General features: G+C 59.5%; 14 protein-coding genes. 9 read left to right on the plus strand and 5 right to left on the minus strand.

What is annotated here, in order from left to right:
- Nucleotides 1–340: 340 nt before the first annotated feature.
- The 5 genes from KHO07_RS27550 (at nt 341) to KHO07_RS27570 (ending at nt 2,711) form a co-directional block, all read left to right on the plus strand.
- The gene (locus tag KHO07_RS27550; RefSeq protein ID WP_150735933.1) at nt 341–631 is read left to right on the plus strand and encodes a hypothetical protein; all 291 of its coding nucleotides are present in this window, start codon (nt 341–343) and stop codon (nt 629–631) included.
- Nucleotides 632–1,031: 400 nt separating this feature from the next.
- Nucleotides 1,032–1,328 carry a hypothetical protein gene (locus KHO07_RS27555; RefSeq protein WP_150735934.1) on the plus strand — a complete coding sequence of 99 codons (297 nt, stop codon included), beginning with the start codon at nt 1,032–1,034 and terminating at the stop codon, nt 1,326–1,328.
- Between the two features lie 77 nt (nt 1,329–1,405).
- Nucleotides 1,406–1,669: a hypothetical protein gene (locus tag KHO07_RS29320; RefSeq protein WP_244858254.1), complete on the plus strand. Its 264-nt coding sequence runs from the start codon at nt 1,406–1,408 to the stop codon at nt 1,667–1,669.
- Entirely contained in the window at nt 1,666–2,019 is a 354-nt protein-coding gene (locus KHO07_RS27565; RefSeq protein ID WP_212626043.1) for a DUF1493 family protein, read from the plus strand. Before KHO07_RS29320 ends, KHO07_RS27565 begins: the two co-directional genes overlap by 4 nt.
- Nucleotides 2,020–2,180: 161 nt before the next feature.
- Nucleotides 2,181–2,711 (plus strand): hypothetical protein, encoded by a 531-nt coding sequence (locus KHO07_RS27570; protein WP_212626044.1) that lies wholly within the window; start codon nt 2,181–2,183, stop codon nt 2,709–2,711.
- 108 nt (nt 2,712–2,819) lie between these two features.
- Here KHO07_RS27570 and KHO07_RS27575 read toward each other — a convergent pair whose 3' ends face one another.
- The 3 genes from KHO07_RS27575 to KHO07_RS27585 form a co-directional block, all read right to left on the minus strand.
- Nucleotides 2,820–4,361 (minus strand): phosphoenolpyruvate carboxykinase, encoded by a 1,542-nt coding sequence (locus KHO07_RS27575; RefSeq protein WP_075948619.1) that lies wholly within the window; start codon nt 4,359–4,361, stop codon nt 2,820–2,822.
- Nucleotides 4,362–4,541: 180 nt separating this feature from the next.
- On the minus strand, nt 4,542–5,444 hold the full coding sequence (hslO, locus tag KHO07_RS27580) for an Hsp33 family molecular chaperone HslO (protein ID WP_212626045.1): 903 nt from the start codon (nt 5,442–5,444) through the stop codon (nt 4,542–4,544).
- Nucleotides 5,445–5,660: 216 nt separating this feature from the next.
- Nucleotides 5,661–6,065 carry a S4 domain-containing protein gene (locus KHO07_RS27585; protein ID WP_212626046.1) on the minus strand — a complete coding sequence of 135 codons (405 nt, stop codon included), beginning with the start codon at nt 6,063–6,065 and terminating at the stop codon, nt 5,661–5,663.
- Nucleotides 6,066–6,346: 281 nt separating this feature from the next.
- Here KHO07_RS27585 and KHO07_RS27590 point away from each other — a divergent pair, with 281 nt between their 5' ends.
- Entirely contained in the window at nt 6,347–6,760 is a 414-nt protein-coding gene (locus KHO07_RS27590) for an ATP-dependent zinc protease (RefSeq protein WP_244858325.1), read from the plus strand.
- Nucleotides 6,757–7,662, plus strand: coding sequence for a 30S ribosomal protein S6--L-glutamate ligase (rimK, locus tag KHO07_RS27595; protein ID WP_150735939.1), 906 nt, complete (start codon nt 6,757–6,759; stop codon nt 7,660–7,662). Before KHO07_RS27590 ends, rimK begins: the two co-directional genes overlap by 4 nt.
- A gap of 120 nt (nt 7,663–7,782) precedes the next feature.
- Here rimK and KHO07_RS27600 read toward each other — a convergent pair whose 3' ends face one another.
- Nucleotides 7,783–9,096 carry an ATP-binding protein gene (locus tag KHO07_RS27600; protein ID WP_150735940.1) on the minus strand — a complete coding sequence of 438 codons (1,314 nt, stop codon included), beginning with the start codon at nt 9,094–9,096 and terminating at the stop codon, nt 7,783–7,785.
- Between the two features lie 115 nt (nt 9,097–9,211).
- Nucleotides 9,212–9,952, minus strand: coding sequence for a two-component system response regulator OmpR (ompR, locus tag KHO07_RS27605; protein WP_020795794.1), 741 nt, complete (start codon nt 9,950–9,952; stop codon nt 9,212–9,214).
- A gap of 363 nt (nt 9,953–10,315) precedes the next feature.
- On the opposite strand from ompR, the gene KHO07_RS27610 reads away from it, so the two are divergent.
- Complete coding sequence (locus KHO07_RS27610) at nt 10,316–12,640, plus strand: Tex family protein (RefSeq protein ID WP_150735941.1); 2,325 nt, start codon at nt 10,316–10,318, stop codon at nt 12,638–12,640.
- Nucleotides 12,640–13,023, plus strand: a complete 384-nt coding sequence (locus tag KHO07_RS27615; RefSeq protein ID WP_150735942.1) for a PaaI family thioesterase — start codon at nt 12,640–12,642, stop codon at nt 13,021–13,023. Before KHO07_RS27610 ends, KHO07_RS27615 begins: the two co-directional genes overlap by 1 nt.
- Nucleotides 13,024–13,196 lie beyond the last annotated feature (173 nt).

The following is a 13,196-nucleotide window of genomic DNA, read 5'->3' on the forward strand; positions in this document are numbered from 1 at the left end:
CTTGGAAGACTTGAGGGATGTAGCGACCGTCAGATTGCTATCGCTAGCAGGCTAGCTCCCACACTGGATTTTCGGTGCCCACCAATCCCCTGTGGGAGCTAGCCTGCTAGCGATGGGTTCAGCCCAGCCACCGCAAAACCCGAAATAACCTACAACGTCTGAAGAACCATCAACCACCGCGTAGTCCCTTTCCTCAAACACCAACAAAAACCCTACAAAACCCGTCGACCTCAGCCATCTTGTCGCACAACACCACGCCCTTTTATAGTCGGCGGCGCGGCTGAAATCAGTGTCTCGGCCTGCCGGGCACACTCGCCGATTTTGCACAGGACGCACCTCAATGACGCTCCCCGATCCACCGACCGACCGCTACCGCCCGCTCAAAACCCGCTACAGCGAAACACCGGTCTTGGTCATCGACACCGAAGCCGACCCCTTGGAAATCCTCGACGCCGCCCGCCAACGCATCCGCGCCGCCAGCGACCTGCTCGAAACCCTGTATTGCCTGTGCTTCAAACAGGCGGACACCAGCGACATCCCCAACATCGTCAGCGCCTTGTACCTGCTGACCCAGGACGGCAACGACCTGCTCGACATCGCCCGGCAACGCCTGCCGCAACTCACCCTCTAAAGCCACCACAATCCCTTGTAGGAGCTGGCTTGCCAGCGATGAACGATAACGCGGTGCCATGTGGACAATTCCGTCAGCAACGCCCTATCAAAGCTTCGGCAACGTCCTACAAAAGAAGACACCTTGTCGGCTATCGCCAACCGGTGACTCAAACCTATAGTCCGGACTGTCGCTGCCCAATCAGCGGCTCGGGTTTGGTCACTCGATGGAATACATAAACGCATCCGTTGTAAGCTGCCGGCACCTCAAGTGTCTGCACGCTATATGGTGGCTGTGTTTGGGACGCCTTATGGCGTGCCGGTCTTATGTATTCCTCCGGTTGACCAACCCGAACACAGTCCGCCTCCATCGCTTGGTCACGATGACAGCGGTTCATCCGATGCACTTGAGAATACATATAATGAATAAATTGAATCCGTTCCCTGATCGCTACCGCCCACTCCAAACCAACCTCACCGACACCACCCCGCTAATTATCGACACACAAGCCAACCCCCAAGACATCCTCGAATCCGCTCTCCAGCGCATCCGAGCGTCCAGCGATCTGCTCCGAACCCTGCACTGCCAAAGCTTCCTCGACGGCGACATCGAAGACATCCCGCACATCACCCACGCGCTCTACCTGCTAACCCAGGACGGCTGCGACCTGCTCAAAGTCGCCCAACAACGCATGCTCAACTGGAAAGCGCCAGTCTGACGCTATTCAGTCAACGCGCCGAAGTGAAATTATTCCGGCTGTTTCAACACTAAACAGCCGGAATACTGGCAGCTAGCATGCATTTCTTTGAGAAATCAGGGTCGATAAAATGGCGCACTCTCCAATTTCCCCGTCGCAGGGATCGCGTTGATGGTGACGATGCCTCAGTCGGCGCGAGCTACCTTTATTTCCGGATCAATCGTGCGGATGCAGAAAGCATCATCGACAACTTCAAAGAAGTTGTCAGCCAATGGTCCACGCTAGCAGGGGCATTGGGCCTATCAAAACGCGAGCAGGACAATATGGCGCCTGCATTTCGATTAGCGGAGCCTATGCAATGAACCTCGCCCCCAACCTCCCCGACGACCCAGCCCTCCACCAGCTCATCCAACTCCTGCACGAAGAACTCGGCTTCCCCGAGCGCAAAACCATTAGCCTCAGCACCTCTGTCAATTTCGACCTCGGCTGCAACGGCGCCGACGCACAACACCTGATCGAAACCCTGGAAGAACACTTCACCATCGACTTCGTGGATTTCGACAGCTATCGCTATTTCCAGCCCGACGGCTACGATGTGAATCTAAAGCGAAAAGCCAAGGGACGCGGCGAGAAGGTGCCATTGACCCTCGGCATGCTCTACCGGGCCATCAAGGCCCAGCGCTGGGACACGGAGGAGCTTGAAGGGCTGTAACGTCACGACACCTCTATCTTTAATAGACGAACAGACAAAGCGAATTTGTTACACATGGACGTTTGCCGGCTAATGATCGGCAGCTTACGGTTTGTGAGGGCGTAAGCCCTATCCGATGCAGTTATCCATAACTGCGCAAGGCAAACAAACAGGAGCTGTTTATGCAGGATGCATATTCGATGGCAAAATTTTCTGCTTCATTTTTTATCGGCGCAGCACTTATTGTTGGCGCCACTGAGGTGCCCGCGGTCAGTCGGGCGGGTGTTTACACGTGCAATGGATGCTATGCGCAAGTCCCCAACCCGGATGATGCGACAAGGGCTGTGCTTCGCCGTGAAGAGAGCCGCTTGAACTCACCTCGCCCTTTCAACTGGAATCCGCAGGGGCTGAAAGTGGGTGACTCAATGGTCGTGTGCAACGTGGCCGTTTGTTCGGAATACATTTGGCGCGGCGGTGACAATTTTGACTCGGGCAAGATTGTCTCCAACATCCTGCCACCGGGTGCCAGCGGCACCTATACGGGTGGCGGCGGTGGCGGGAGCAGTAACAGCCGGCCTGTAGGCAACCCTTTCCCGGGCACCGGAGGCAACGGCGGCGGGACGGTAACCGTCGGGCCGATTAGTAACCCTGACGGCGGTGGTAATGGCGGGGGGAGTACTAAAAAGCCAATAGCCGAACGAGAGCAGCAATAGGCACAAACGTGGGCAATGGAACGTTGCGCTACCTATGGCAAGACTCTAATTCGCACCCACAGAAAAGCCGCCCCGAAGGGCGGCTTTTTCATTGCATCAAACCAACACTTACAACTTAGGGCCCGCAGCCTTGATCGCGTCGCTCACTTCGAACTTCTTGAAGTTCTCGATGAACAGGCCGGCCAGTGCTTTGGCGGCTTCGTCGTAGGCGGCTTTGTCGGCCCAGGTGTTGCGTGGGTTCAGCAGCCCAGTCTCAACGCCCGGTACGGCCAGTGGCACGTCGAGGTTGATGGTGTCCAGGTGCTCGGTCTCGGTACCGATCAGCGCGCCGCTCTGGATCGCTGCGATCACCGCACGGGTGGTCGGGATGTTGAAGCGCTTGCCGACGCCGTAGCCACCGCCGGTCCAGCCGGTGTTGACCAGGTAAACCTTGGAGCCGAAGCCGCGGATACGCTTGATCAGCAGCTCTGCGTATTCACCAGCCGGACGCGGGAAGAACGGTGCGCCGAAGCAGGTGGAGAAGGTCGACTTGATGCCGCTGCCCGAACCCATTTCAGTCGAACCCACCAGAGCGGTGTAGCCGGACAGGAAGTGGTAGGCCGCTTGCTCTTCGTTGAGGATCGACACTGGCGGCAGCACGCCGGTCAGGTCGCAGGTCAGGAAGATGACAGCGTTCGGCTCGCCGCCCAGGTTCTTCTCGGAACGCTTGGCAACGTGCTCCAGCGGGTACGCGGCGCGGCTGTTCTGGGTCAGGCTGACATCAGCGTAGTCGGCGTGCTTGGCATCATCGATGACGACGTTTTCCAGGACTGCGCCGTGCTTGATGGCTTTCCAGATAACCGGCTCGTTCTTCTCGGACAGGTCGATGCACTTGGCATAGCAACCGCCTTCGATGTTGAACACCACGCCTTCGCCCCAGCCGTGCTCGTCGTCACCGATCAGGTAACGGCTTTCGTCGGCGGACAGGGTGGTTTTACCGGTGCCGGACAGACCGAAGAACAGGGTCACGTCGCCTTCTTCGCCGATGTTGGCAGCGCAGTGCATTGGCAGCACGTCAGCAGCCGGCAGCAGGAAGTTCTGCACGGAGAACATGGCTTTCTTCATTTCACCGGCGTAACGCATGCCGGCGATCAGCACTTTTTTCTGTGCGAAGTTGAGGATCACGCAACCGTCGGAGTTGGTGCCGTCACGCTCAGGCACGCACTCGAAATTGGCAACGTTCAGCACTTGCCACTCTTCACGACCAGCCGGGTTGTACTGGGCCGGGTTGATGAACAGGCAACGACCGAACAGATTCTGCCAGGCAGTCTGGGTGGTCATCTTCACGGCCAGGTAGTGATCTTCGGCCGCACCTACATGCACGTGGGAAACGAAATGCTCTTGCGCGTTGTTGAACGCCTCAACACGGTTCCACAGGGCATCGAACTTGTCGGCCGGGAACTTGCGGTTGATCGGGCCCCAGGCGATGGCGCCCGTGGTGGACGGCTCGTCAACGATGAAACGATCGACTGGCGAACGGCCGGTACGGTGACCGGTACGAACAACCAGTGCGCCGGTATCGGCAAGCTCGCCTTCACCGCGGTTGAGGGCTTCTTTAACCAGATCATCAACACTCAGATCGGTGTACACGGCGTTATTGGCTTGCGTCATGAGGTTCCCCGTCGGCCAGTGGCCGAGTGCTCCAAACGTTTTTGTAGTAGAAAGTCGTGCACTACTACCGCGAAAAAAGTGGGCCGGATTATGCCAGAAAAGCCCAAAAAGAGTAGGCCCCTCCTGTCGTAACGGCGTTATTCCGGCACTAACCAGTGAATTTACCTGCGCTGAACCGTTTTAGTGACGGGTATCTGACGGCGTCTCGACACCCGCCCCGGCGAACAATTGAGTGACATCGGCGGCGTCAAACAGGTACTGCTGATTGCAAAACTGACAGTCGATCTCGATTTTTCCACCGTGTTCAACCACCAGGTTTTGCGCGTCTTCCATGCCCAGACTGACCAGAGCATTAGCCGAACGTTCGCGTGAGCAGCTGCAGCGGAAGCGCAGTTTTTGCACGTCGAACAGTCGCACCTGCTCTTCGTGATAGAGGCGATGGAGCACGGTTTCGTTGTCCAGGCTCAGCAGTTCGTCGGCGGTCAACGTTCCGCTCAACGCGGTGAGGTGCTGCCAGCTGGCGGCGCGTTCTTCTTCGTCTTTCAGGCGGTCGGCGGGCAGTTGCTGCAGCAACAGGCCACGGGCACGACGGCCATCGGCGCAGAGCTTGATGCGCGTGCCGATCTGCTGGGACATGACGAAGTAGTTGGTGAAGCAGTCTGACAGCGTTTCGCCGTCCAGATCGACAACGCCCTGGTAGCGCTGGCCCTGTCTCGGGTCGATGGTCAACGTCAGCGAACCGTCGGGCATCAGGTCGGCCAGGGTGGCGTCGGGGGCGATCCGGTCGACCTCGTAACGGGCCAGGCCACGGATGTCGCGCTCGCTGGAGCATTCGATCATCAACAGCGGGATCGGGCCTTCGGAGCGGGCCTGAAGGATCAGCAACCCGTCGAATTTCAAGGTGCCGACCAGCAACGCCGCTGCCGCCATCAGTTCGCCGAGCAGCTGCGCAACCGGCTCCGGATAGGCGTGTTTGGCCAGGACTTCAGCGTAGCTGAGCTCCAGCGAAACCATCTCGCCACGGGTGTCGCTGTCATCAAAGATGAAGCGTTGGGTGAAGTCGTTATCCGGTAGGTCGGTCATAAGTCTGGGTATCTGAAGTGGTGACAAAAGTGGTTACAGAATTCGAGGTTACGCCTTGGCCATAGGGTCGTGCTGTCTGGTTATGGCTTAGAGGCCGGCGACTGTGTGCGCTTTACGACGAATGGCACATGCACGGCAGGCGAATTACCTCATATGGCTACGCAAAGGCGCAATTACAAGTCTTCGCCGGTTTGGAACGATCGGCGGACGGGTCAATCATTCGTTACTGCTGCCACGAAACTTGAACAGATCACGCCGCTGTTTCTTGCTCGGCTTGCCATCAGTGCTCACACCCAGGGCGCCCGCCTTGCGCTCGGCGGCGGCGTTTTCGCGCTTGGCGATGCTGGCTTCGGTTTCGGCGTACAGTGTCTGCGCTTCCGGCGCACCACGGCGCACAATCGACAGCGCCTGGACCACCACCGTGCGTTCCTCGAAACCGGTGCGGATCACAAACTCATCGCCAATGCGCGGCTCTTTGCCAGGCTTGCAGCGATCGCCCCGGCAATGCACTTTGCCACTTTCAATCGCCGCCTTGGCCAAGGCACGGGTTTTGTAAAACCGCGCAGCCCACAACCATTTATCGAGGCGGACTTTGTCGTCCTCATCGTTTTTTTGTGCCATGGGATTTCCTCATTCTGAAATATTGGTGAACTGTACTACCGTTCTGTCGTACCAAGAATTACTCCGTCCCGGACTACAATGCTGACATTCCATAACCTCCTTGCGGGGCTGGAAATCCGGGCCGTAGATATCTGTCGCCTTTTAACCATTATTCTGCGTGAATACCGCGAATTCGGCCGCCTGCGGCCACCGTGGTTTCTACCGGTTGAGCCATTTTGAAGACATTTGACCATTTGACCGTTGTCGGTCTGCGCGAGTGGGTGGCGCTCCCGGATTTGGGAGTGGCCGGCCTTCGGGCAAAAATCGACACCGGTGCCAGTACCTCCAGCCTGCATGCCACCGACATCGAGACTTTCGAGCGCGATGGCGGCCAGTGGGTGCGTTTCACCGCGCACCTGGGCACGGTGGTGCAACTGCGTCACCGTCGCTGCGAAGCACCGCTGGTGACAAGAAAAACCATTAAAAGCTCTAACGGTCACGCGCAGGTGCGATACGTGATCAGCACCACCCTGGCCCTCGGTGATCGGGTCTGGCGGGTCGAGTTCACCCTCGCCTGCCGCAAGTCCATGCGTTATCGCCTGTTACTCGGTTCCAAAGCCCTGATCGATGGCCAACTGGTGGTCAATCCGGGCATCAAGTATGTACAAGACAAGCCGGTGTTCCCGGTATCTACCTCCTCCACAGGTGTTGCATGAAGATCGCTGTGCTGTCGCGGAACCCGCGTCTGTATTCCACCCGCCGCCTGGTCGAAGCCGGTACCGAACGCGGCCATGAAATGGTGGTGGTCGATACCCTGCGCGCCTACATGAACATTGCCAGTCATAAACCGCAGATCCACTACCGCGGCAAGCCGCTGGAGGGATTCGATGCGGTGATCCCGCGGATCGGTGCATCGGTTACTTTCTATGGCTGCGCGGTGTTGCGTCAGTTCGAAATGATGGGGGTGTATCCGCTCAACGAATCGGTGGCCATCGCCCGCTCGCGGGACAAACTGCGTTCGCTGCAATTGCTGTCACGCCGGGGCATTGGTTTGCCGGTCACCGGTTTTGCCCACTCACCGGATGACATTCCCGATCTGATCGAAATGGTCAACGGCGCGCCACTGGTGATCAAGGTGCTGGAAGGCACCCAGGGCATCGGCGTGGTGTTGTGTGAAACCGCCACCGCGGCAGAGTCGGTGATCGAGGCGTTCATGGGCCTCAAGCAGAACATCATGGTTCAGGAGTACATCAAGGAGGCCGGTGGCGCCGACATCCGCTGCTTCGTGGTGGGCGACAAGGTGATTGCAGCCATGAAACGCCAGGCCAAACCCGGTGAGTTCCGCTCCAACCTGCATCGCGGCGGGAGCGCCAGCCTGATCAAGATCACACCGGAGGAGCGCATGACTGCGTTGCGTGCGGCGAAGGTCATGGGCCTGTCGGTGGCGGGCGTGGATATCCTGCGCTCCAATCACGGGCCGCTGGTGATGGAAGTGAATTCGTCGCCGGGGCTGGAAGGGATCGAGACCACCACTGGCAAGAATGTGGCGGGGATCATCATTGAGCATCTTGAGAAGAATGGCGGGCCGAACATGACCCGGACCAAAGGCAAAGGCTAACGCCAAACTTTTGTGGCGAGGGAGCTTGCTCCCGCTCGGCTGCGTAGCAGTCGCAAGATGGGAGCCCTCCGGACTCCAGCAGGAGCAAGCTCCCTCGCCACAAAGGGCTGTGTACGACTCTTAAACGGCATCCCTCGGCAACATCAACCCCAGCGGCAAGCGCACCCGCGCTTCCAATCCACCGCCTGCACGGTTGCGCAGCTCGACATTGCCACCGTGCATCGAAGCAATCCGCTTCACGATCGCCAAGCCTAACCCGGTGCCCTTCCCGCCTCGGGCTCGGTCACCACGGGTGAATGGGTTGAAGATCGCTTCCAGCTCCGACGGATCGATACCGGCGCCACGGTCCATGACGCTCAGCACCACGTACGGTGCGTTCACATCGCCAGACACATACGCCGCCACTTCCACGCCATTGCCGGCGTGGTGCAGTGCATTGCCGATCAGGTTGTTCAGCAAGCGCTTCATCGACACGCGACGCAACGGAAACGGCTGGATCGGCTCCAGACGCAGGCGCACTTTCTCTTCGTTCTGGTTATACGGTGCGGCCACTTCGCGAACCAGGTCGCTCAGGTCCACTTCTTCCACCGACTCATCCCGACCATCGCGAATGAACGCCAGGAACTGGTCGAGAATCGCGTCCATGTCCTCGATGTCGCGGACCATATCGTCCGTGAGGTCGTTACGGTCGCCCATCAATTCCAAAGACAGGCGCAAACGGGTCAGGGGCGTGCGCAAGTCATGGGAAACCCCGGCCAGCATCAGTTCGCGCTCGCGACCGGCCTGCTCGACGTCTTCAGCCATCTGGTTGAAGGCGCGATAAACCTCGGTCATTTCACTCGGCGTATCGCTGATCGGCAGGCGCACACTGCGACCCTGGCCGAGTTGCCGTGCCGCGTAGACCAGACGTTTGAGCGGTTGGTTGAGCTGGCTGACGAAAATCCACGCCGACGCGGTGGACAGCAAACCAATGGCAAGAAACCAGCCCAGTACGTTCCAGATTTTCTGACCGCGCAATGGGTGCGGATACAACGGCACTTTCAACCAGCCATCGCCCAGGCTTGGGGCCCGGACCCACAGCGCCGGCGGTGAATGCATGCGCAACCGGACTTCGGTGTCGGCGCCCAACTCGGCCTGCATCTGCCGCTGATAGATTTCGCTGTAGGGCCAGTGCTGTTCGCCTTCCGGTACGCCAGCACCCACCACCCGGATCAGGGTCGCGGCTTCGGCAATCTTGTCGCGGTTGTTTTCATCGGCGGCCCAATAGGCGCGCAGCGTCAGGGCGACGCCGTGGCTGTACTGGCGGTCCACCAGCACGTCTTCGTTCATCAACAGGTAAACCAGGGTCAGCGCCTTGGAAAACAGGACGACGATGAGCACCAGCCAAAGGGTGCGGGAGAAAAAACTCTGGGGGAACCAAACCGGGGTTTTCATGGATAACCGTTACATACTTGCAGGAGCGAGCGATGCTCGCATATTGCGGATCGCGAGTCTGCGGGCAAGGCCAATTGACCTGTCACCCGCACGACCCGCTCCTACAAATCGCCGATCACTTGGTGGCGGCGCCATCCGGAACGAACACGTAACCCACGCCCCAGACAGTCTGGATGTAACGCGGCTTGGACGGATCGGGTTCGATCATCCGGCGTAGACGGGAGATCTGCACGTCGATGGAGCGCTCCAGGGCATCCCACTCGCGGCCACGGGCCAGGTTCATCAACTTGTCGCGGGTCAACGGCTGGCGGGCGTTCATCACCAGGGCCTTGAGCACCGCGAACTCACCGGTGGTGAGCATGTGCACTTCTTCGCCGCGCTTGAGTTCGCGGGTGGCCAGGGACAGTTCGTAGTCACCGAAGGTCACGCTTTCGTCTTCGCTGCCCGGCGCGCCCGGCACCGGAGCCGACTGACGACGCAGGACGGCTTTGACACGGGCCATCAGCTCATCGGGGTTGAATGGCTTGGCCAGATAGTCGTCGGCACCCAGTTCCAGGCCCTTGATGCGGCTCAGCTCATCGCCCTTGGCGGTCAGCATGATGATGGGTATCTGATTGTTCGCGCCGCGCAGGCGGCGGCAGGCGGTCAGGCCGTCTTCGCCGGGCAGCATCAGGTCGAGGACGACCAGGTTGAACACTTCGCGTGCCAGCAGGCGGTCCATTTGCTCGGTGTTCGGTACGGCGCGGGCGCGGTAGCCCTTGCTGACGAAGAAACGCTCCAGCAGGCTGCTGAGGCCCGGATCGTCATCAACAATAAGAATTTTTTCGCCTTCAGCAATGTTTGCAGTGCTGCTCATTAGATGCTCCTTTTAGCTCGGCGCGCATTATGGCGTAGCTGCCGTTATACGCACCGTGTGCATTGTTAGCAGATTTTTCCTTTATCGCCAGAAAACCGGCCACCGAAGCCGCAGCCCGCCGATGCCCCCGAATGCCGGAACGCTGGTTATAATGCGCGGCCTTTTGTGTCAGGCAACATCAGACAGTTACTACAGACGGGCACCGTTTTTATTTCAGGGTGCCGGCAGTCATTGTTCGATTTCACGGGTCAACGGGATACCTTTTGATCCAGGCAGCGGCGCAGGCCAGGCCGCTCAACCAGACTCGCCAAGGCCCTAACTCTGCGCCTGCGAGCCTGCTTTCACAATTTGTCAGGTGGTTTTATGGACAGCATCAACAGCCGCATCGCCGAGGAACTCGGTGTACGCCCACAACAGGTCGAAGCGGCCGTCGCGCTACTCGATGAGGGCTCTACCGTTCCCTTCATCGCCCGTTACCGGAAAGAAGTGACCGGCAGCCTCGATGACACCCAATTGCGTCATCTGGAAGAGCGTCTGCGCTACCTGCGAGAACTCGACGAACGGCGCATCAGCATCCTGGCCAGCATCCAGGAGCAAGGCAAGCTGACCCCGCAGCTCGAGCGCGATATCAAGCTCGCCGACACCAAGACCCGCCTCGAAGACTTGTACCTGCCGTACAAGCAGAAGCGCCGCACCAAGGGCCAGATCGCCCTGGAAGCCGGCCTCGGCGAGTTGGCTGACGGTCTGTTCAACGATCCGACCCTGAGCCCGGAAACCGAAGCCGCCCGTTTCATCGACGCGGAAAAAGGCGTGGCCGATGTGAAGGCCGCCCTCGAAGGCGCCAAGTACATCCTGATGGAGCGTTTCGCTGAAGACGCCGGCCTGCTCGACAAGCTGCGCAGCTACCTGAAGCAGGAAGCCACCCTCAGTGCCCGCGTGATCGCCGGCAAGGAAGAGGAAGGCGCCAAATTCCGTGATTACTTTGAACATGACGAACCGCTGAAAAGCATGCCCTCGCACCGTGCGCTGGCGATTTTCCGTGGCCGTAACGAAGGCATCCTCAGTTCTTCGCTGAAAGTCGGTGATGAACTGCCGGGCACCATGCACCCGTGCGAAGGCATGATCGGCCAGCAATTCGGTATCCAGAACCAGAACCGTGCCGCCGACAAATGGCTGGGCGAAGTGGTGCGCTGGACCTGGAAGGTCAAGCTCTACACCCACCTCGAGACTGATTTGCTGGGTGAGCTGCGCGATGGCGCGGAAACCGAAGCGATCAACGTGTTCGCCCACAACCTGCACGACCTGCTGCTGTCGGCCCCGGCCGGCCCGCGCGCGACCCTGGGCCTCGACCCGGGCCTGCGCACCGGTTGCAAGGTCGCCGTGGTCGATTCCACCGGCAAGCTGCTCGATCACGCCACGGTTTACCCGCACGTGCCGCACAACAAGTGGGACCAGACCCTCGCGATTCTCGCCGCCCTGTGCGCCAAGCACTCCGTGGACCTGATCGCCATCGGCAACGGCACCGCCAGCCGTGAAACTGACAAGCTCGCTGCCGAACTGATCAAAAAATACCCAGCCATGAAGATGACCAAAGTCATGGTCTCCGAGGCCGGCGCATCGGTGTACTCGGCGTCGGAACTGGCTTCCAAGGAATTCCCGGATCTGGATGTGTCGATCCGTGGCGCGGTGTCGATTGCCCGTCGCCTGCAAGACCCGTTGGCGGAGCTGGTGAAAATCGATCCGAAATCCATCGGTGTCGGCCAGTATCAGCACGATGTGTCGCAGCTGAAACTGGCGCGCGGCCTGGATGCGGTGGTCGAAGACTGCGTGAACGCCGTCGGCGTGGACGTAAACACGGCTTCGGTGGCGCTGCTGGCACGGATCTCCGGCCTCAACGCGACCCTGGCGCAAAACATCGTCAGCCACCGCGACGAACACGGCGCGTTCAAAACCCGTGCTGCGCTGAAGAAAGTCGCACGTCTGGGTGAGAAAACCTTCGAACAGGCGGCCGGTTTCCTGCGTGTCATGAACGGCGAAAACCCGCTGGATTCGTCGGCGGTGCACCCCGAAGCCTATCCGCTGGTGCAGCGCATTGCCGCTGAAACCGACCGTGACATTCGTTCGCTGATTGGCGATGCCGCGTTCCTCAAGCGCCTCGATCCGAAGAAGTACACCGACGAAACCTTCGGTTTGCCAACCGTGACCGACATCTTGCAAGAGCTGGAAAAACCGGGTCGTGACCCGCGTCCCGAGTTCAAGACTGCCGAGTTCCAGGAAGGCGTCGAGGACCTCAAGGACCTGCAACTGGGCATGATCCTCGAAGGCGTGGTGACCAACGTGACCAACTTCGGCGCGTTCGTCGACATCGGCGTGCATCAGGACGGTTTGGTGCACATCTCCGCACTTTCGGAGAAGTTCATCAAGGATCCACGGGAAGCGGTTAAGGCCGGCGACGTGGTGAAGGTGAAGGTCATGGAAGTCGACATTCCGCGTAAACGCGTGGGCCTGTCGATGCGCATGAGCGATACCCCGGGCGAGAAAATCGACGGTGCTCGCGGCGCGCGTCCGGGGTCGGCACCGCGCCAATCCCAGAACACCGCACCGCGCAAGGAAACCACGGCGGCGGCGCCGGCCAACAACGCCATGGCTTCGCTCTTCGCCAACGCCAAGCAGTTGAAGAAACGTTGATGGAGGTCCCTGCCGGGTATACCGAAAGCGCTTTTTTCAAGCTGCTGGGCTGTCGCCTGCACAGCCTGGAAACCGGGGTGGCGCAAGTCGCCCTGGTGCTGGAACCGGCGCTGCGCAATCGCGCCGGCAAGCTGCACGGCGGGGCCTTGTTCAGTCTGGTGGACATTGCCATGGGGCTGGCCTGTTCCAGCACCCACGGCTTTGACCAGCAGAGTGCGACCATCGAGTGCAAGATCAACTACATTCGCGCCGTCGCCGACGGCGAGGTGATGTGCACGGCGCGGGTGATCCACCCGGGGCGGCGCACGCTGGTGGTCGAGGCCGACGTGATGCAAGGCGACAAACTGGTCGCAAAAGCACAAGGCACGTTCGCTGTCCTGTAGCTACCGGTCATCATTTTGAGTTAATTTCAGCAATAGCCCTCTGTGGGAGCGAGCCTGCTCGCGAAGGCGGTGGCTCAGTCGGCGACAATGCTGACTGATCCACCCTCTTCGCGAGCAGGCTCGTTCCCACAGGGGGTTACTGCAATCCGTGATTGACCGATTCAGTACGGCAT

Origin of the sequence: Pseudomonas sp. PP3 (assembly GCF_905336995.1) — a bacterium.
In the GTDB taxonomy this organism is placed as follows: domain Bacteria; phylum Pseudomonadota; class Gammaproteobacteria; order Pseudomonadales; family Pseudomonadaceae; genus Aquipseudomonas; species Aquipseudomonas reinekei.

What these genes read in the sequence shown, in the direction of transcription:
- KHO07_RS27550 (WP_150735933.1), top strand. Translation starts at nt 341, where the DNA reads ATGACGCTCCCCGATCCACCGACCGACCGCTACCGCCCGCTCAAAACC.
- KHO07_RS27555 (WP_150735934.1), top strand. Translation starts at nt 1,032, where the DNA reads ATGAATAAATTGAATCCGTTCCCTGATCGCTACCGCCCACTCCAAACC.
- KHO07_RS29320 (WP_244858254.1), top strand. Translation starts at nt 1,406, where the DNA reads ATGCATTTCTTTGAGAAATCAGGGTCGATAAAATGGCGCACTCTCCAA.
- KHO07_RS27565 (WP_212626043.1), top strand. Translation starts at nt 1,666, where the DNA reads ATGAACCTCGCCCCCAACCTCCCCGACGACCCAGCCCTCCACCAGCTC.
- KHO07_RS27570 (WP_212626044.1), top strand. Translation starts at nt 2,181, where the DNA reads ATGCAGGATGCATATTCGATGGCAAAATTTTCTGCTTCATTTTTTATC.
- KHO07_RS27575 (WP_075948619.1), bottom strand. Translation starts at nt 4,361, where the DNA reads ATGACGCAAGCCAATAACGCCGTGTACACCGATCTGAGTGTTGATGAT.
- hslO (WP_212626045.1), bottom strand. Translation starts at nt 5,444, where the DNA reads ATGACCGACCTACCGGATAACGACTTCACCCAACGCTTCATCTTTGAT.
- KHO07_RS27585 (WP_212626046.1), bottom strand. Translation starts at nt 6,065, where the DNA reads ATGGCACAAAAAAACGATGAGGACGACAAAGTCCGCCTCGATAAATGG.
- rimK (WP_150735939.1), top strand. Translation starts at nt 6,757, where the DNA reads ATGAAGATCGCTGTGCTGTCGCGGAACCCGCGTCTGTATTCCACCCGC.
- KHO07_RS27600 (WP_150735940.1), bottom strand. Translation starts at nt 9,096, where the DNA reads ATGAAAACCCCGGTTTGGTTCCCCCAGAGTTTTTTCTCCCGCACCCTT.
- ompR (WP_020795794.1), bottom strand. Translation starts at nt 9,952, where the DNA reads ATGAGCAGCACTGCAAACATTGCTGAAGGCGAAAAAATTCTTATTGTT.
- KHO07_RS27610 (WP_150735941.1), top strand. Translation starts at nt 10,316, where the DNA reads ATGGACAGCATCAACAGCCGCATCGCCGAGGAACTCGGTGTACGCCCA.
- KHO07_RS27615 (WP_150735942.1), top strand. Translation starts at nt 12,640, where the DNA reads ATGGAGGTCCCTGCCGGGTATACCGAAAGCGCTTTTTTCAAGCTGCTG.